The sequence below is a fragment of the Wolbachia endosymbiont (group A) of Cydia amplana genome (genome assembly GCF_964028495.1).
Classification (GTDB): domain Bacteria; phylum Pseudomonadota; class Alphaproteobacteria; order Rickettsiales; family Anaplasmataceae; genus Wolbachia; species Wolbachia pipientis.
Genome location: NZ_OZ034792.1, coordinates 619,033 through 636,823, shown reverse-complemented (window position 1 = coordinate 636,823; position 17,791 = coordinate 619,033). Strand labels below are relative to the sequence as shown.

Annotated in this window: 16 protein-coding genes; 11 read left to right on the top strand and 5 right to left on the bottom strand. The window is 35.6% G+C overall.

Features of this window, described 5'->3' with window-relative positions:
• Nucleotides 1-2 precede the first annotated feature (2 nt).
• The 5 genes from ABWU40_RS03105 to ABWU40_RS03085 form a co-directional block, all read right to left on the bottom strand.
• Complete coding sequence (locus tag ABWU40_RS03105; RefSeq protein WP_353279078.1) at nucleotides 3-1,829, bottom strand: phage terminase large subunit family protein; 1,827 nt, start codon at nucleotides 1,827-1,829, stop codon at nucleotides 3-5.
• Nucleotides 1,826-3,304 carry an ankyrin repeat domain-containing protein gene (locus ABWU40_RS03100; protein WP_353279076.1) on the bottom strand — a complete coding sequence of 493 codons (1,479 nt, stop codon included), beginning with the start codon at nucleotides 3,302-3,304 and terminating at the stop codon, nucleotides 1,826-1,828. Before ABWU40_RS03100 ends, ABWU40_RS03105 begins: the two co-directional genes overlap by 4 nt.
• Before the next feature lie 18 nt (nucleotides 3,305-3,322).
• A complete protein-coding gene (locus ABWU40_RS03095; RefSeq protein WP_353279074.1) occupies nucleotides 3,323-3,805 on the bottom strand; it encodes a hypothetical protein in 483 nt (160 codons plus the stop codon).
• A 13-nt stretch (nucleotides 3,806-3,818) separates the two neighbouring features.
• Nucleotides 3,819-5,033, bottom strand: coding sequence for a DNA modification methylase (locus ABWU40_RS03090; RefSeq protein ID WP_353279430.1), 1,215 nt, complete (start codon nucleotides 5,031-5,033; stop codon nucleotides 3,819-3,821).
• A gap of 113 nt (nucleotides 5,034-5,146) precedes the next feature.
• Nucleotides 5,147-5,578 carry a crossover junction endodeoxyribonuclease RuvC gene (locus ABWU40_RS03085; RefSeq protein ID WP_353279412.1) on the bottom strand — a complete coding sequence of 144 codons (432 nt, stop codon included), beginning with the start codon at nucleotides 5,576-5,578 and terminating at the stop codon, nucleotides 5,147-5,149.
• A 624-nt stretch (nucleotides 5,579-6,202) separates the two neighbouring features.
• Here ABWU40_RS03085 and ABWU40_RS03080 point away from each other — a divergent pair.
• The 11 genes from ABWU40_RS03080 (at nucleotide 6,203) to ABWU40_RS03030 (ending at nucleotide 17,788) form a co-directional block, all read left to right on the top strand.
• Nucleotides 6,203-6,697: an RNA polymerase sigma factor gene (locus tag ABWU40_RS03080; RefSeq protein WP_353279410.1), complete on the top strand. Its 495-nt coding sequence runs from the start codon at nucleotides 6,203-6,205 to the stop codon at nucleotides 6,695-6,697.
• A 93-nt stretch (nucleotides 6,698-6,790) separates the two neighbouring features.
• Entirely contained in the window at nucleotides 6,791-7,612 is an 822-nt protein-coding gene (locus ABWU40_RS03075) for an ATP-binding protein (protein ID WP_264686979.1), read from the top strand.
• Between the two features lie 11 nt (nucleotides 7,613-7,623).
• The gene (locus ABWU40_RS03070; RefSeq protein ID WP_264686980.1) at nucleotides 7,624-8,412 is read left to right on the top strand and encodes an AAA family ATPase; all 789 of its coding nucleotides are present in this window, start codon (nucleotides 7,624-7,626) and stop codon (nucleotides 8,410-8,412) included.
• Between the two features lie 37 nt (nucleotides 8,413-8,449).
• Nucleotides 8,450-8,950 (top strand): hypothetical protein, encoded by a 501-nt coding sequence (locus tag ABWU40_RS03065; protein WP_353279407.1) that lies wholly within the window; start codon nucleotides 8,450-8,452, stop codon nucleotides 8,948-8,950.
• On the top strand, nucleotides 8,935-10,185 hold the full coding sequence (locus tag ABWU40_RS03060) for an AAA family ATPase (RefSeq protein ID WP_353279405.1): 1,251 nt from the start codon (nucleotides 8,935-8,937) through the stop codon (nucleotides 10,183-10,185). The genes ABWU40_RS03065 and ABWU40_RS03060 overlap by 16 nt, the downstream gene beginning before the upstream one ends.
• Before the next feature lie 17 nt (nucleotides 10,186-10,202).
• Complete coding sequence (locus ABWU40_RS03055; RefSeq protein ID WP_353279403.1) at nucleotides 10,203-12,251, top strand: AAA family ATPase; 2,049 nt, start codon at nucleotides 10,203-10,205, stop codon at nucleotides 12,249-12,251.
• 83 nt (nucleotides 12,252-12,334) lie between these two features.
• Nucleotides 12,335-13,036, top strand: coding sequence for a hypothetical protein (locus ABWU40_RS03050; protein ID WP_285535012.1), 702 nt, complete (start codon nucleotides 12,335-12,337; stop codon nucleotides 13,034-13,036).
• Nucleotides 13,037-13,052: 16 nt separating this feature from the next.
• Nucleotides 13,053-14,987 (top strand): DUF4815 domain-containing protein, encoded by a 1,935-nt coding sequence (locus tag ABWU40_RS03045; RefSeq protein ID WP_353279401.1) that lies wholly within the window; start codon nucleotides 13,053-13,055, stop codon nucleotides 14,985-14,987.
• 4 nt (nucleotides 14,988-14,991) lie between these two features.
• A complete protein-coding gene (locus tag ABWU40_RS03040; protein WP_264685694.1) occupies nucleotides 14,992-16,176 on the top strand; it encodes a hypothetical protein in 1,185 nt (394 codons plus the stop codon).
• Entirely contained in the window at nucleotides 16,176-16,361 is a 186-nt protein-coding gene (locus ABWU40_RS03035) for a hypothetical protein (RefSeq protein ID WP_264685695.1), read from the top strand. Before ABWU40_RS03040 ends, ABWU40_RS03035 begins: the two co-directional genes overlap by 1 nt.
• Entirely contained in the window at nucleotides 16,358-17,788 is a 1,431-nt protein-coding gene (locus ABWU40_RS03030; protein ID WP_264685696.1) for a hypothetical protein, read from the top strand. Before ABWU40_RS03035 ends, ABWU40_RS03030 begins: the two co-directional genes overlap by 4 nt.
• Nucleotides 17,789-17,791: the final 3 nt, after the last annotated feature.

Genomic DNA, 17,791 nt, shown 5'->3' with positions numbered 1-17,791 from the left:
TACTACTCGCTGATCCATTTGCTTTTCACTATTTTCTTTGATTTTTTACTTTCTGGTTTTTCACTTAAACTATTCCATTTACTCTCTGGCCATCTATCTATTCCCAGTGCTATCGATGCTGCTCTTGAGTAAATTCGGCAATCTAATACTTCATTTCTTTCTCTTACCTTTTGCCACTCTTGTTTGGTGTATCCTTTTACTACTTTGCTGACTAATTGTTCTGCCGTTAGCTGCTTAAAATATTCAGGTGCATACTCGGGAAAATGACAATATCCAGGTAGAGCTTTTCCTTCTTCTTCTTTTAAAATATTAAGTAATTGAAAAAGCTCTGACTTTAATATTGATACTCCTACTGGCCAGAGCTTTATTCCTCTCTTTAGCTTTTGACCACCAACTGTTATATCTACTCTACTTGGGATGCTAAGTGGTACTAGCGCTTTGTTTACACCTTTCACTGCCATTACTCTTCCATACCCTTGATGACCTCTTACCCAATTGTATACTTCTTGTGTCGCATACCCAGCATCAACTGCCATCATGCTTATCATGTATTCAAGCCCATTTTCACCGATAAAATGATGATTGAGGAGCTCAGAGAGTTTTCTCCATACTTCCCCACCTCCTGTATCTCCTTCAAATACTCGGTAGTCTATTGACCAACTTTCACGGCTTTTTCCCCAGGCTACAACTTCTATTTCTAAACGATCTTTTTGGACATCAACACCTGCTGTGAGAACTACTTCGCCTTTTGGTACTGTGCCTACGGGAAAAAATTCTCTCCTGTTAAATAATTGCTTCCAGTCTGGTACTTCTCCTTTATCTACCCAAGTTTCTCCTAAAGTGGTATTTATCCAAACTTTCAGTAATTGTTCACTTTCTTTTGCATGGAGAAAATCCTCTACTGCTTGTTGCCAACTATACCAGCCAACTGGACTATAAAGACTTGAAAGATGAAATCCTTTTTTCTCACCTTTTACTCTATTAGTAGGCCTCCATTCTCCACGCTCAAGCATCTCTGTCTTTTGATGATTTTCTATCTTTTTATCACATTCTATACACATATAGTGTGCTGTATTTGGATTTTTATCTTCCCATTTAATTTGTGGCCATTTTAATATTTGGTAATAATTACAATGTGGACATGGTACAAAAAAGTATCTCTTATCTGTTGCTTCAAATTCTTTCTCAATTCTGCTTATTCCATGAATTGTTGGTGTTGATACTAAAAAAATCTTTCGCCGTGCAAATGTATTGGTACGAGCTATGCTGAGTAAAACTGGATCTCCTTCACCTCCTGAATCTCCTGGGTAGGCATCTATTTCATCAAGAAAGAGATATTTTACTGGCATAGATCTCAGTGCTACACTGCTATTTGCTCCGGTTATTACTACTATTCCACCTGGAAATTCCTTACTTTGTACAGTATTGCCTGAGTCTCTTGACCTTGGGTCTTTTACTTTACTCTTTAAACATGGCGTACTCTCTATTAACGGCGCAAATCTTCCTTTTGACCAACGCTTTCCCATTTCAACTGTTGGCTGCACAACTAACATTGGACCTGGTGTTTGATCGATGATATAGCCTATCCAATTGTTGCCAGCTTCTGTTCCTCCAATCTGCGCTCCTTTCATGAATACTACTTTTTCTGCTGGTGAGGACGGAGAAAGTGAATCCATGATTTCTTTTAAATAAGGAGTTCTTTCCGTTCTCCATTTCCCTGGCTCTGATGCTGCAGTGGCTGCTAAAACTCGATACTCATTTGCCCACTCTGACACTTTAAGCTGCGGATCTGGTCTTAAACCTTCAGAAAAAGCTCTAGCGTATATCATTGTCTGCATCTACTCATAATTGGTTCTATCTCAATATTGTTAACAGTAGAGTTTATTCCTCCACACTCCTCCAATTCCATAAACATCTTTTTCTGAAATTCATTTTCTATATATCTTTTGCTCATCTGACTTATGATTATTGCTATAACAAGCGCAAATACCCCTGTTATTGTTGCAAAAATGATTGCACTGCTTATTGCTGTTACCATTAAACCTATATATGCTGCCATTGCTACTGCACTTACTGAGGTAAAAACACAGATCACACTATTGTATTTTCTTACTTTTGCATCTCTATGTTCTATACACCTATAATAAATTGGTACAGATCTGCCTATCTCATCTGGTAATTTGATACTCTTTTCTTTAAATAAAGTTTTTAGCAATTCTAAATTATTTGACTTGATTGCTGAGTGCAGAACAGGTGTATAGTTTGCTCCTTTTTTCAGTAGTAATTTTACTACATGTAAATGTCCTTTTTCTGCAGCAAGGTAAATCGGTGATAGACTTTTATTGTTTGAAATATCAATATCAATTTCTTCTTTTAAGATAGACTCTACAAGCTCAATTTCTCCTTTTTGTGCAGCTAAATGTAGTAGACTATTCTTTTCAGAACCGTATTTATTACTCATCAAAGCCTTCTTTATCTCAGGTTTAGCGTAATCAAATGGTGTCTTGCCTCTATCGTCTTTTACCAGAGGGTCTATATCTTCTTGCGTTAGTAAAACTTCTATTGTTTTAAGTCTTTCAGCGTAATGTAGAGGTGTTTTATTTTCATAGTCTTGCAAATTGACTTGAGCATTAGGCTCCTTTATTAAGCATTTGAGGATATCAAGACATAAGTCTCTTTCATCGTAATTAGTATTACTTACAGCTATATGAACAGGTGATAATTTCATTGAGTTTTGTCCCATGCGCGTGCTATTTACATCTACTCCGAGCTCGAGTAATAACTTTACTATTTCCAGTTTTTTATTATTAACTGCGTAATGCATTGGTGTTTGATTCCGTGCATCAAAGACATCTATTTCAGCTTTTCCTTCCCTTATCAAGATCTTTACAACTTCTGCATGTCCTATGCCTGCTGCTAGATGTAATGGAGTATGATGCAAAGTATTTCGTACATTAACGTCAATACCTTTTCCTGTCAAATACCTAACTGCATTAACTTCACCTATCATTGCAGCTAAATGAAGTAAGCTATCTTGTTCTGACCCGTATTTGTTATTAATTAGTGCTTTTAATATTTCTGCTTTTTTCCCTTCTTTAGCATAGTCAAGAGATGTTTTACCATCATTATCTTCTACAAAAGGATTAATATTCTTTTTTGTGAGTAGCAGATCTACCATACTTAACTCATCAAACTCTATAGCGCAATGTAGTGGTGTCTTTCCATTTAATCCTCTAACATTAACATCTAATCCAGGTTGATTGATGAGACACTTTATTAACTCTAAACTTAAGTTATTAGCCATTTTATATTCAAAATCTTTTTATATTTGAAATTTAGTGTTAGATAATTCTTGGAGTGAGCTTGTAATCTCTTCAGTGAGCGTCTTATGAATCTTTTCAGTGTCACTCAGTGATGCAAGTAGTGCTGAAACTCTATTCGGAATATTAAGCAAATTATTACGGACAACTCTTGCTACGTTAAATGCATCGCGCTTTACTTCCTCTACTGCTACAAGTTCTCCTATTTCAGCTTTTGCTTTCGCCTCAAGCAGTTTACCACGCTCCATTTCATTTTTTATTCTAGTTTTTAGCAACATCGTGGAAAGTTTTTCTCCGTTTTCTGAATAGTTTTTTCTTCTCAGCGGCTGACTTGGATCTCTGATTGTTTCTATAGCCCTATTTGCTTGCTCTCGGTCAATGAGTCCGTCCTCCAGCTCAACTATTCCTTTCTTTACTAAGTAACAGACGTATTGCTTCGATACTCCTATCTCTCTTGCCCATTCTGTTTGTGTGATCTTTTCCACTTCTTTTGCCCCTTTATTGCTGTTTTTCTTCTTGAATTTCTGCAAAAGTTTTACCAGTACCAGAAAGAATTGCTTCCCTACCTGTGTATACTTGCCAACGTTTTATGGTTACATCTACAAATTTTGAATCTAGCTCTATTGTTCTGCAAATTCTTCCTGTTCTCTCACATGCAATCAGTGTGCTGCCAGAACCGCTAAATGGATCAAGTACAGTATCCCCAGGTCTGCTGCTATTAACTATTGCTTTCTCCATTAGCTCTACTGGCTTCATTGTTGGATGTAATGAGTTATGTGTTGGCTTATCATAAAACCATAGATCACTTTGATTTCTACCTCCATGCCACTCACGTTTATTGCCGCTTTTCCATCCATAGAGCATTGCTTCATATTGTCTTTGATAATCAGACCTGCCTAGCGTAAAATGATTCTTTGCCCAAATGATAAAAGTTGACCATTTTCCTCCTGATTCCTCAAATGCTTTTTGCAACGTTGAAAACTCTGATGATGATATGCAGATGTAAATTGCACCTTTCGTATATGCTAAAATATGGGAACAGATGTCATAGAGAAAAAGTTCGTACTTTTCACCTTGATTATCATTTAATATCTTTTTGTCTTGGCTATTACCATAGTCAACGTTATATGGAGGATCACAAACAGTAATGTCTGCCATTTTATCATCTAACAACGCTTTATATGATTTAACTACAGAGCTATCACCACAATAGATTCGATGATCACCTAAAATCCAAAGATCACCTGGTTTTGTTATTTCTACCTTTTTGTCATCAACAACTAAGTCAGAAAGATCTTCTTTTTCACCATCTAAATCATCAAGAAAGTTTTGAACTTTTTCCAATTCAAATCCAGTCATTTTAAGATCAAACTGCAAATCTTCTAACTCTTGAATTTCTACCTTCAAAAGATCATCATCCCACTTTGCCCAATTAGCTGATTGATTTGCCAGTAACCGAAAAGCTTTAGTTTGTGGTCCATTTAAATTATCACTTAAAACCACAGGAATACTTTCTATACCAAGTTTTCTTGCTGCTTTAAGTCTTAAATGACCATCAACCACAGTGCCATCACTTTTTGCAACTATTGGTATACGAAAGCCGAATTCCCTGATTGAAGCACACATTCTGTTGACCACATCGTCATTTTTACGTGGATTACGCTCATATTCAACTAGGTTTCGAGTAGGATAATAGTGGATTGCTAAATTCATATAATTTAAATCTTTAATAATTAAAAAGTTAATATTCAAAATATCTCTGACGCTAAAGAAGGCCTGGGGTCTGACCAACCAAACCCGCCATTCTGGCTGAAAGGACCCGCTTTTTATGGATTTTTCGTCTTATTAATATCTTTACTAAAATCCATAACGTAGAACATTAATGCCAAAGCATCCGCCTCATTATCATCTCTAGGTGAAAAACTTTTTTCACGTATCGCTTCAATAACTTCACTCTTACTTGCATTACCTTTGCCTGCTATAAAGCGTTTTATAGTTTTAACATTAACACCTTGGTAGGGAATATTGTTCTCTTCACACCAAGCAGATAGAACGGCAAGAAAACCACCGTAGCAATGCGCTGCATCAGTTCCTAGATGTCTTCTTACTTCCTCAAAATACACTGCAGAAATGTCCTTCAAAGAATTAAGCCAATTACGAAAGCTCAAAAAATGCATGCCACCTCCGCTGAAACGACTACCATGAAAACTTTTGCTTCCACTTTTAATTACTCCATCTGTTAGAATTGCCCAGCCCATTTGCTTGCCGAGATCTAGCGTTAAGATTGACGTACAAAAACTCCTTTGTGTAATTAAAGTTCAATGCCCTGTATAATATATATGTACGATGACTCGCAAATTCGTCCGCAATTTTGAAAAAAAATTAAAAAAATTTCCATATCTCTTTTCCTGCCATTTGAGTTTTTTCATCTTTACTTATCTTAATAACTATTTTACATAACTTATATTACGCCAATATTTATATTATTATATTATCATATATTATATTTTACCTATATTTAAATATATATATAATATATATAAGACTTCAGTAATCCGTAAACCCTCTTTACTGGCCGATTTTAGCCACTTAACTTTAGAAACGGCTTTTAGGAATAGAACATAAAAAAGACAATATTATCAATAACTTAACGATCACTGCTTTCTGAAATACTAATTAGTAACTCAGAAATTAGGTACGAAATTGGTAGTTTTTTACCTATGAAAAAGTAGCTTCAGTAGTGTATCAAAACGTTTAAATCTTATTTTAATTTTTAAAGATTTTATTCTTTTAGATAAAAAAATTATTACTACTTTTTTATAATAAATTAGTCATACAAAGTCTTGGTAAAAATCTCTATTCATGAAACTTTTGGAGTTTTTATGAAGAATTCTTATCAAGGAATCGATTCTATAATTGTTAAACATGTGAGATTTCAAGCTTCGCGCCTTAAATCCAAAAGCTGTTTTATTAACGAAAGTCTCGAAGATATAGAACAAGAGCTTTTTTGTCAGGTTTGGCAATATCTTAACCAGCACGATGAGAAAAGAAGTAGTTTTAGTACTTTCGTTGCTAGATTAGCTAATTATTGTGCTCGCAATATGTTACGCAATCAGTTATGTCTAAAACGTAATATAACTTTTGATGATATAAACGACGATATTCCAGATCATAGGAACTCGGAAATCGAAGCGATAATTCGCACTGACATAAATAATATAATTTCAACTTTGTCTGAAAAAGATAGTAATTTATGTCAATTACTTAAGGTATTTACTATTACTGAAGTTTCTGTAATAACCAAAATACCGAAGACAACTATCTATCGCACACTAGAACGAATACGCAATAAATTCTCAGTTTTAGAGAAGTTATAAGCTCTCGATTATATTTGCTCAAAATTTTTTTTTGCAAATTGCGGACGAATTGCCTAGGTCATCGTACATATATATTTAGGTACTGGGAGAAAAATGAAAATAATGAACAGCAATGAACGGCTAAAAGTTCAAACAGGTATAAAAATGGTCATCTTTGGTCCTTATGGTATAGGTAAAACTAGTCTCTTAAAGACCATAAATGAACCAACACTTTGTCTTGATTTTGAGGCAGGTTTACTTGCTGTTCAAGATTGGCAAGGGGATTCTGTAAGTATTCGTACTTGGAATGAGGCAAGAGATATTGCATGTCTCATAGGTGGTCCTAATCCTGCGTTAAAATCTGACTCAGCATATAGCCAAAAACACTATGAGCATGTATCCAGTAAATACAAAGAGCTTGCTTCAGAGTTTCTCAAGTATCGATGTATTTTTATCGATAGTATTACAGTAGCCTCGCGTTTATGTCTATTGTGGGCAAAAATGCAACCTGAAGCTTTTTCTGAAAGATCAGGAAAACAAGATATGAGAGCTGCTTACGGGTTACTTGCTCAAGAGATGATGGCTTGGCTCAATCAGTTTCAACATATTCCAAATAAAGACATCATTATAGTTGGAACTCTTGGGCAATACCTTGATGATTTCAATCGCTCGACTTGGCTACCTCAATGTGAAGGTACTAAAACCGCAAGTGAAATTCCTGGCATTGTTGATGAAGTAATTAGCATGGTTGGAATCAAGAAAGATGATGGTACAGAAATTCGTTCATTTGTCTGTCAGACGATTAATTCTTGGGGATATCCTGCTAAAGATCGAAGTGGTTGCCTTAATATGGTTGAAGAACCGCATCTAGGAAAACTTCTTACAAAAATTAAAACTAAAGCTTTTGCAATTCAACCTATCACGCCCAACATATAGGAGGTTATTATATGCTACAAAACTTTTTAACTATTGGTCAAAAAATTCCTTTTTTCAGTGTGAAAGAATACTTGGACGATCGATCGCCAATACCAGAGGATATAATCTCACCAAGAATTCTAACTAAAAGAGGTTTGTTAGTATTTGGTGGCCCTCCTAAGATTGGCAAAAGCGACTTTTTGATCTCTTGGCTTGTTTACATGGCTGCTGGTAGATCATTTCTCGGTATGACACCAAATAGACCTTTGAAAATCTTCTACATGCAAACTGAAATTGAATATGAATATATGAAAGAACGGTTGCAACAACTTGATAACGAACTTTTGAATGTAGCTGCTAACAACTTAATCATTACGCCAAAGGTGCACTTATCATTTAATCATGATGAAATAAGTGAAATTAAGGAGATTGTAAATGAACGCTTTAAACCTGATGTTTTGGCCATAGATCCATTACGTAACATCTTTAGCAGTGAATATGGAAATGAAAATGACAATAGTGCTATGCTGTTTTTTCTGCAAAAGACTCTTGAAAAGCTACGCAGTGCTGTCAATCCAGATGCTTGTATTGTACTTACTCATCATACAAAAAAATTATCGAAAAAGATGCTCGAAGAAGATCCATTTCAAGGCCTAAGTGGTGCTGGATCTTTACGTGGATTTTACAGTACTGGTATGGTGATGTTTGCTCATGATGAAGAAAGCAGTGCACGCCAGATAGTATTTGAGCTTCGCAATGGTGAACGCGTGCCAAACAAACTTGTCGATAAGATAAATGGTCATTGGCAGCTAATGGAATAGCTAATTTTCACTTTGAAGTCAACTTATAGGAGAGCGTATGCTACAAGATTTTTTAACTGATTTTAATAACGCGAAACTGCGAAGCAGTTTGATACCGAAAGGTACAATAGTCAAGGTAAAAATGGCAATAAAGCCTGGAGGTTATGAAAATTGGTTCACTAAAAACTACACTACTGGCAGCATCTATTTAAACACTGAATTTACTGTCACTGAAGGTCCATATGCAAAACGCAAGATTTTTCAGATTATAGGTATCAAAAATGGCAAAGCAGAAGGTGAAGAAGACATCTGGGGAGAATCTGGACGTTCTATGCTGCGTAGTATTTTGGAATCATCCAGAAATATTCATGCAAATGACACTTCAGAGAAAGCAGTTACTGCTAGAAAAATCAACTCTATAGCTGATTTCAACGATTTAGAGTTTACAGCAAAAGTAGGCGTTGAAACTAATAATACGTACGGAGATAAGAATAGGATTACTACAGTTATTACTCCAGAATTACAAAAAAGTTTTCAAGATGATTGGTTGCCATTTTGAAGTATGACGAAGGAAAGTTGTGGGCTGCCGTTATTACTAGAGCTATTCAGGATGCAGTAGGAAAAAACCCTAAACTTAAAAAAGAGGCTTGTCAATGGATTCGCTCACGATCTTTTGAAACTGTTTGTGAGCTGGCTAATCTTGACTTTAAACGTCTAAAAAATATGTTGAACAAATTTGGAATAAACAAGGAGAATTTTATGGATTTTTTATCTAAAAATGTTTTGAAAATAAAATCATTATTAATTAATAACATCAAGGATTGTTTATCTTATTTGTTGCCTGATGGCAAATCTTACCAAGATAAATTCTATATTGGAAGTAGAAATGGAAATAAGATAATAGTTGAAATGGAAGGAGAAAATGCAGGAAATTGGTACAACCTGATCGAAGAAAAGAAAGGAAATATAATAGACCTTTGGACTTTAGTTAAAGGTAATATAGATTCTGCTGAAACATGGTTGAACGGTAAAGATGAAAGAAGTTCCATATTACAAGAAAAACAAAACGAAGGAAAAGCATTTTCTGTAAATCATTACTTAAATGACAAATCACCAATGCCACAAGATATAATAGGCCCAAGAATTTTGACACCAGGTGGTCTTTTGGTCATAGGTGGTACTCCAAAGATTGGCAAAAGTCATTTTCTTCTTTCTCTATTAGTACATCTGGCAGCAGGAAGATCATTTCTTGGCATGAAGCCTACAAGACCGCTAAAAATATTCTATCTACAAAACGAAATGGAATATGATTACATTAGAGAACGTATACAACAACTCAACAAACTTCCTCATTTAGCAACAGAAAACTTAGTTGTGACGAACAAGATGAATTTGACCTTAAATGAAGAAAGTATAGAAAAAATAAAAAATATGGTAGAGGAAAAGTTTGATTTAGTTGTGATTGATTCTCCTTATAATTACGTTAACTATGGTCTGCAGCATGCAATAGAAAAACTACGTTCCAAGATTAATCCTATGGCTGGAATAATCATCACAAATCACACCAAAAAAGTATCTACCTCTATATTGGAAAAGAATCCATTTCAAGCTCTCGTTGGTGCTAACGCTTTAAGAAGTTTTTATACATCTGGAATAGTAATATTTCAACCCAATAAACGTACAAATATCTTGCAAGTAGTATATGAACTTAGAAACGGTAGATCTATACCAACAAAATTCATCAATAAGATTAATGGATGTTGGAAAACTGCTAACGTTATAGCTAGAACATAAAAATTCTTCAGGTAGGTATGGATATTTATTGTTCACAAAGAAATGGACATTATAAATTATTAGGGAAGAAAGAACAGTTAAGAACTCAACTCCTATCAAATATAAGGTCATGTCTTTCTTATTTACTGCCAAGAGGAACTTTTCGTGGTGATAAGTTCTATGTAGGTGATCTACAAGGCAATAAAGGACAAAGTATGATAGTGGAGTTAACTGGCAGTAAAGCCGGATTATGGCATGATTTTTCCACCGAAGAAGGAGGAGATATTTTTGATCTTTGGGCTGCTGTTACTGGAAAAAATCAATTTACTGATACGATAGAAGATATTGCTAAGTGGATTGGTTATTCGGAAAAAAATAACACTCTGGGGCAACCAACGGCATCATGGAACTATTACGATGAAAGTGATCAAGTGATTGTTACAGTTTATCGTTATAACACTGATTCAGGAAAAAGATATCTTCCTTTTGATGTAAAAAGGTCTAGTTTTACTCTACCAGAGACCAGGCCTTTATATAATATTCCAGGTATCATGAAATCTGATAAGGTGATTTTAGTTGAAGGTGAAAAGTGTGCAGATGCTCTGATAGAGCAAGGTATGACTGCCACAACTGCAATGTTAGGAGCAAGTGCACCAATAGAAAAAACAGACTGGTCACCACTTAAGGGCAAGCATGTTATTATTTGGCCAGACAATGATGAACCAGGTAAACAATATGCTGAGAAAGTTGTGAAAAAGCTTACTTTTCTTGGTGTTTTATCACTTACTCTTCTTGAAATACCGGAGAATAAACCAAAGGGATGGGATTCAGCTGATGGTATAGAAGAAAAGATGAATATTCCTGAATTCATTGAAAATAACTCGAAAAAAATCATCGTTAAGCAATTGCTTAATATTCAAGAATGGAGCGTAGAACGTTTTATAGGTCCAGTACCGGAGCAAAAGTTTCTTGTTGAAGGGTTATTTCCTTTAGGAGTGACATCTATTCTAGCTGCAATGGGAGACACTGGTAAAGGTATGCTTCTACTTGATTTAGCACTGAAAGTTGCGAGTAGAAAAGATCAGCCATGTGGTTTTGGCCCACTTGTTACTGAGCATGGATCTGTGGTAATATTCTCTGCAGAAGATGATATGAGTGAAATACATCGTCGTTTAGAGCGTCTTGATTCGCAATGCGAGAGATTAAAATATAAGGATAGGCTCTTTATTGTACCATTACCAAATGTTAGTGGATCACTTACAATCATAAAGAGTGTTTCAGGTAAAGTTATAGAGACTTCTCCTGAATTTGAATTGATAACAAAACAACTTAATAAAATAAAAAACTTAAAATTAATCGTATTTGATCCACTTGCATCATTTGTGCACGCTGATTTAAATACTGACCCAGCCGTAGGCGATTATTTGATGTCTTTATTATCTGATTTAGCAGGTAGCACTGGAGCATCAATAATTACTGCTCATCATATGAGAAAGCCAAAAAGTGAAAAACCTATATCGACTGTTGAGCAAGCACGTGATGCCATTAGAGGTACATCTGCTCTTGTTAATGGTGTTAGGTGTTCATACGCTTTTTGGTCTGTGGAAGATACAGCTAAACCGACAATTTTTAAATCAATAGGAGAATCTGTAAGACAGAACGCATTATTTTATGGAGCAATTGTTAAAGCAAACGGTTTGGCTGATCGCACTTTACGCACTTATTTAAGAAATGAAGAAACAGGATTGTTAGAGGACATAACTGAAAGATTAAGAATAAAAAATATGAACGAAAAAGATTCAAAGCAGCATCTTATAACTGCAATTACACGAGCAGCAATTTCTGGACATCCATTTACCCATACAGGAAGTACAGGAGTGTATAAACAGCGGCATAGACTACCTGAGGAGTTTCACAGTATAGGAAGAGATAGAATGGAGCGTATAGTTCAAGAGCTGTTACAAGCACGGAAGTTGGTTAAAGGAATGGCTACTGGTTCAAAAGAAGATAAATGGCTTGACATTCCTAGCGGACCATTTGCTCGCGGCGTTGGAAAGTTTAGCTGTGGAGCTGAGCTATTCTCCTAAAAAATTTTTCTGATATAAAAAAATATTTTGATTTTTGCGGACGAATTTTGAACTCACCGTACATATATAATATAGGGGGAAAAATGTCAATACTCACACAGTCAGGAAGAGCAGCAATAGCAGCCAGCATCAAAAAGCAATCTATCCATCTTGCTTGGGGAACAGGTGATTCAAGTTGGGAAAGTAGCCACAAAGTAGAAAAAACTTTCGTTAAGGGTGAAATAAAATTTGATCATCAACCTATTTTTGATCGTCAACCTATTAAAGATGTGAAGGTTTTTACAGGGCAAACAACTTATCAGCCAAGTATTGACTATACAGTTAATGGCAGTACTGGTGTAATAAAACTTACGGAAAATAGCTCTATTCCAGTAAGTGATAAAGTTACTGTAGAGTATAGTGAAAGCACACCACCAGAGCTGATAACTTCTGAAAAACTGCTCAATGAACTTGGCAGACGTACTGCAGACGAAGTGCTATTCTGCACAGGTGATGAAAACGGTGAACTTATAACTCCATCTGGAAGGTTTAGGCCCTCAAATGTACCAACTAATAATCTCTATCTCAAATTTACTTTCGATTTCACGGATGCAGCAAATCAAGTAATCAGAGAGCTAGGGGTTATTGTTGGTACTAAAATAAAAGAAGAATTACCTGAAGGACAGAGATATTTCGAGCCAAAAGACGTGGAAAATCCTGGAATTTTGTTAGTTTTAGAACACACCGTACCACTTATCAGAACTGCAGCAACCAGGGAAACTTTTTCATTTGTTGTAACTTTTTGAATTTTTCTAGCATTAAATGACTTTAAACGCCTATTATAACCGCTTTAATCCTGACAAAGAATATGAGAAAAGCTTATTTCTTGCTGGAAGAGGTCTACAGTCTGCAGAATTAAACGAAACTCAGGAGTATGCTCTCTCTAAGCTTAAAGGCATAGGTGATGCAATATTTCGTGATGGTGATGTTATAACAGGAAGCAATTGTATTATAGATAGAGAAACTGGTAAAGCTACACTTGAGGGAGGAAAAATCTATCTTCGTGGTGCAGTTAGAAAAGTCGAAAAAGAAGAGTTTGTTATTCCTCTTAATACTATAGTTCGTATCGGTGTTTATTATCTAGAATCTACAATTACAGAGCTTGAGGATGAAAATCTTCGTGATCCTGCAGTTGGTACAAGAAACTATCAGGAAGTAGGAGCTGCAAGGCTTAAAGTTTCCACCATTTGGGGATACCAAGTAGAAAGTGTTACTGTTAACTCTACAAATGGCGAATTTTACCCAATTTACAATATTGAAAATGGAGTATTGATAGAACATTCACCGCCACCACAAGCAAATATAGTAACTACTGCTCTTGCTCGTTATGACAAAGAAGCAAATGGTTCCTACGTCGTAAATGGTCTTGAAGTAATGTTCCTGCAAAAGGAAGAGGGAGAAGGAGGAAAAAAAATATTTGTGATTAATGAGGGCAAAGCTCATGTTGATGGCTATGAAATTGAGTTACCTCACAGTATTCGTGTTTCTTTTGATGAAGATCCGGATATAAAATCAGTTGAATCAGAACCACATACTTTTCAGCCAAATAGCCAAAGAGTAATGGAACTGAAGGTTAATGATTTTCCAATAAGTGAAATCAAAAAAGTAGATATCACTATTCAAAAAACCATTACTGTTACTCACGGTTCATATTCAGGAGCCATTGATCCGATACCTGACTCTGCAGTACTTGAAATTATTCAAGTTAAACAAGGCAATGTTATTTATGAAAATAGTACAGACTATAAGTTAAATGCAGGAAACGTTGATTGGTCATTACCAGGTAAAGAACCAGCTCCTGGAAGTAGTTATCAAATCACTTACCGCTGTCGTACTCATGTAAGTCCTGAAGATATAAGTGAACAGGGATGCAAAGTAAAAGGAGCAGTTGATAACAGCTTGGTTTTGATTGATTACACCTGGAAAATGCCCCGCTATGATTTAATTACTATCGATAGCAAAGGGGTGGTAAGAAGAATAAAAGGAATTTCCCATTCTTGGAGACCATCGATTCCTAAAGCACCTAGTGGACAACTTTTGCTCTGCCACATTCATCAGACGTGGAAAAACGGAGAAAAAGAAGGGGTAAAAATAGTGAATAATGCTATTCATGCTGTACCGATGAATGAGCTTGAAGCAATGAAAAAAGGAATAAATGATCTTTATGCGCTGGTTGCAGAGGAACGTCTACGCAATGATGCAAATTCAAGAGAACCTACCAGCAAAAAAGGAGTATTTGTAGATCCGTTCTTTGATGATGATATGCGTGATCAAGGAATTTCGCAGTCTGCAGCAATAGTAAACAAAGAATTAATTTTACCTATAGATGTGGAAATTATTGATGTTGAAAGAGGTAAAGAACCTTATCTTTTACCTTATAAACTTGAACCGGTACTGGAGCAGCTTTTACAGACTAAAGGAGAAAAGATCAATCCATATCAAGCTTTTGATCCAGTTCCGGCACAAATTACTCTAAATAAAAACATTGACCACTGGACAGAGGTTACCACGAATTGGAAAAGTCCAGTAACCAGAGTATTTAATGTTAAAGAAACAACAGAGCTGCTGTCAAGTACCTCATACGAAACTGAATTTATGAGAGAAGCAGTACAGAATTTTGAAATTGAAGGTTTTGAGCCAAGTGAGAAGCTTAAAGAGATAAAATTTGACGGAATAATTATTCAACCTATAGCATAAAAATATGTTAATAGTTAACAATCAAGGACAAATAAGTGGAAAAATAAAAATCCCAGCAAATATTCCAGCAGGTACTAAATTAGTACAGTTTTATGGTGATAAAGGAAGCTATGGAGAAGCAACGTACACTGGTAAAAAAACTATTACCATAGAAGAGAGAAGAAGAGTTATCGCAGCAAGAAGAGTTGATCCTTTAGCGCAAACATTTACTTTAAATGAGAGCAGACACATAGGAGGTCTAGAGTTATGGTTTATAAATAAAGGTAAAAAACGTGTTGTTGTGCAGATTAGAGAAACAGCAGTGGGAATGCCCTCGCAGACTGTCATTGCTGAAAGTTATATTGAGCCAAAAGATATAAAGATAGATGGCACAGCAACACGTATAGAATGGTCACCAATGTTTTGCCATGCAGGAGAGGAGTATGCGATAGTACTACTTACTGATGATGCAGATACTGCAGTAAAAATAGCAGAGCTTGGCAAGTATGATGCAGTAAATAGCCGTTGGGTAACAAGTCAGCCATATCAAGTAGGAGTATTACTTTCATCGAGCAATGCAAGTACCTGGACTCCACATCAAAATTTAGATTTAACGTTTCGATTACTAGCTGCAAAATTTAGCGAACTTTTTCACCTTTTTAATCTTGGCAAAGTCAATGCGAATAATGTATCGGATTTGATAGTTTTGACGAACGTTGAAAAAGTAGCATTTGATACCAATGTAGAATTTATCTTAACAGATGAAGAGGGAAGAGAAAACTTTTTGTCTGATAATTTGCCGCTTGCACTGCGCGAAAGAATAAATGGAGAATTAACGGTAAAAGCAAGCCTAAAAGGAGGGCGAGAAAAAAGTCCAGTGCTATATCCTGGGTTACAGCTAGTTATGGGTAATATAGGGGAAAAAGGAGATTATGTAACTAGGAGCATTACAGCAGGAGCTAACACTAAGATAACAATTACCTATGATGCGCTAATACCTGGCACTGCAGATGTTAAAGCATATGTACAAAAAAACGTGGATTGGCAATTAGTAAATTTAACATCAGGAAAACCTATTGGGGAAAATTGGGTAGAGAGAACTCATGTGCTGACAAACTTTAATGGCAATGAAACAAGGATAAAATTAGTTTTAAGTGGAACGGTTGTTTATCGCCCTAAGGTAAAAAATCTCAGAGTGATTGTCACATAATGACTGTTGACCAAACCAAACGAGGATATCCACTGCCTCATCCAGAAAATATTGCAGTTCAAGATGTGGTACGTATTCGAAGAGCTATAGAAAAAATAGATGAAGATATTACCGAAAGAGAAGATGAACTAAAAAATAATTTTAAACGATTTAGATTTGAAACTTTTTTGAATTTTTGGGAATGAAAGAAGCAATAGAAGCGTTACATCAAAGGATAAAGGATTTAGCAGCAAATAGCACACCTGATCAACTGGCATATCTTGCAAAATCGCTGGAATTGATAGCAGATAAAAAAGCTATTTCCAACGTTGTGCAGATGACTGAAGTAAAAGGAATAATTGATGCACTACAAAAAAGACTTAAGGATTTAGCAGAAAACAGTACTCCAGATCAATTAGCATATCTTGCTAAAGCGTTGGAATCAATAGTCGACAAAAGTGCAGTTTCTGAAATTGTACAGATGACTGATGGTAAGCTAAAAGAACTTCTTGATAGTGCAAAAAAACACTTAACTGATCTGGATAATAAAAAAGCTAGTTCTTTAGCAGTGATCTCTGAATCAGAGAAGCAGTTATTAAAGAGAATTGATGAAAAAGGAACAACAAATTTATCGCTACTTGATACGAGAAAGAATGCCAATATTGCAGCAATAAATAGCATTAGTAACAGTCATAAAGATGGTCTTAAAGGTTTAGTGAATAACTTCCGTACTGTTAATGATGTGCCAAGTGGCTCATCAATTATTAGGGAAATAGAAACTCGAATTGAAAACATCCTGAATGAGGTAAAAACTCGGGATGAACAGTTAAAAGCGTCTCTTATAAATGAAATAAGAAAGCGCAACATGGTTGAACCAGGGTCATTACCTTTCTTATTTGGTGTACTTGGCAGAAAAAATAATTATTTTGGCCACGGAACTTTTACGACAGAGCTTGGAAAGTGGAGTAGTGATATAACAAAAACTGACTATATGTTACAACTACTAGCAGGTAGCCATACGTACAATACAGATTACGTTAGTTTTTATCGGCCAAGACAACTAAGTTTTATAGAGGGAAGTAAAGGAACATTTATTTACGGAGAGTTATGCACAAAAAGTTTTTCGGGTAGTTATGATGAGATATACTATTACCCGTATGCTGCACTTGGAGTAGTATTTGTAAAAAATACAACCAATGTGAACATAAATAAGACAATGGAATTTGTTGGATCATCGTATTCGAGTACGGAGTATGGGGGAGCAGGATTATTTGTGGGAATTCCTGATAACACTAATTCTAATAAATCAAGTATTTCAAAAATAGTATGGAAAAATGTTTACCAATACATGAGTTCTGATAGCAAGTTAGCCGGATCTGGTAATGTGGAGATTCCAGCAGGAAAAACAGTTGCAATATTACTTTACACATCATCTTATCTGTATTCCAGAACACAAGTTAGTCAAGGTATGCTTGCATCAAATTATGTACACAACTATGGTCAATTTATTCAGTGGGGGATTTATAACATACGTAGCAATTTTCTCACCACAGGGCTTGAGGTAGATGTGGAAAGGACGCTCAGGGGTTGGCAATGTCCAGGGTTAGAACGAACTGATCAAATATGGCAATGAGGA

Bases quoted from the DNA above. Each gene is read 5' to 3' on its own strand.
- ABWU40_RS03105 (WP_353279078.1), bottom strand. From the start codon at position 1,829: ATGATATACGCTAGAGCTTTTTCTGAAGGTTTAAGACCAGATCCGCAG.
- ABWU40_RS03100 (WP_353279076.1), bottom strand. From the start codon at position 3,304: ATGGCTAATAACTTAAGTTTAGAGTTAATAAAGTGTCTCATCAATCAA.
- ABWU40_RS03090 (WP_353279430.1), bottom strand. From the start codon at position 5,033: ATGAATTTAGCAATCCACTATTATCCTACTCGAAACCTAGTTGAATAT.
- ABWU40_RS03085 (WP_353279412.1), bottom strand. From the start codon at position 5,578: ATGGGCTGGGCAATTCTAACAGATGGAGTAATTAAAAGTGGAAGCAAA.
- ABWU40_RS03080 (WP_353279410.1), top strand. From the start codon at position 6,203: ATGAAGAATTCTTATCAAGGAATCGATTCTATAATTGTTAAACATGTG.
- ABWU40_RS03075 (WP_264686979.1), top strand. From the start codon at position 6,791: ATGAAAATAATGAACAGCAATGAACGGCTAAAAGTTCAAACAGGTATA.
- ABWU40_RS03070 (WP_264686980.1), top strand. From the start codon at position 7,624: ATGCTACAAAACTTTTTAACTATTGGTCAAAAAATTCCTTTTTTCAGT.
- ABWU40_RS03065 (WP_353279407.1), top strand. From the start codon at position 8,450: ATGCTACAAGATTTTTTAACTGATTTTAATAACGCGAAACTGCGAAGC.
- ABWU40_RS03055 (WP_353279403.1), top strand. From the start codon at position 10,203: ATGGATATTTATTGTTCACAAAGAAATGGACATTATAAATTATTAGGG.
- ABWU40_RS03050 (WP_285535012.1), top strand. From the start codon at position 12,335: ATGTCAATACTCACACAGTCAGGAAGAGCAGCAATAGCAGCCAGCATC.
- ABWU40_RS03045 (WP_353279401.1), top strand. From the start codon at position 13,053: ATGACTTTAAACGCCTATTATAACCGCTTTAATCCTGACAAAGAATAT.
- ABWU40_RS03040 (WP_264685694.1), top strand. From the start codon at position 14,992: ATGTTAATAGTTAACAATCAAGGACAAATAAGTGGAAAAATAAAAATC.
- ABWU40_RS03035 (WP_264685695.1), top strand. From the start codon at position 16,176: ATGACTGTTGACCAAACCAAACGAGGATATCCACTGCCTCATCCAGAA.
- ABWU40_RS03030 (WP_264685696.1), top strand. From the start codon at position 16,358: ATGAAAGAAGCAATAGAAGCGTTACATCAAAGGATAAAGGATTTAGCA.